The 376-nt window shown below is 74.2% G+C and carries 1 pseudogene; it reads right to left on the bottom strand.

Annotated features, from left to right (window positions below):
• Window positions 1-376, bottom strand: a pseudogene (locus tag IH44_RS0140170) (electron transfer flavoprotein subunit alpha/FixB family protein); the annotation flags it as partial.

Below are 376 nucleotides of genomic sequence, written 5' to 3'. Positions count from 1 at the left end.
CTTGACGGTGATGACCGGGGCGCCGGTGGTGACGGTGGAGGTGACCTGGAAGGACGCGGCGAACACCGACTGGGTGGCGACGGGGCCGGTGGGGCCCTGCGCGACGTCGACGGCGTCGGTGATCAGGCCCGACCCCAGGCGCAGGGCGGTGCGGGCGGCGACCTCCTTGTTCTCGCCGGAGGAGGTGACCAGGACGGCGGCGGCGCCGCTGTCCTTGGCGATCTGGGTCAGCGCGTCGACCTTGGGCACCACCAGCTGGGAGGTGAACTCCTCGGCATCGGCGGTGTAGACCTTGGCGGCGCCGTACTCGGCGGCCTTGGCGGCGATGTCGGCGGCCGCGGCTCCGGCGCCGAGGACGACGGCGGAGGGGGTGCCC

The sequence above is a fragment of the Kitasatospora sp. NRRL B-11411 genome (assembly GCF_000721345.1).
GTDB classification, from domain to species: Bacteria; Actinomycetota; Actinomycetes; order Streptomycetales; family Streptomycetaceae; genus Kitasatospora; species Kitasatospora cineracea.
The sequence above is the reverse complement of the archived record's forward strand: the minus strand, read 5'-3'. Positions and strand labels throughout refer to the sequence as shown.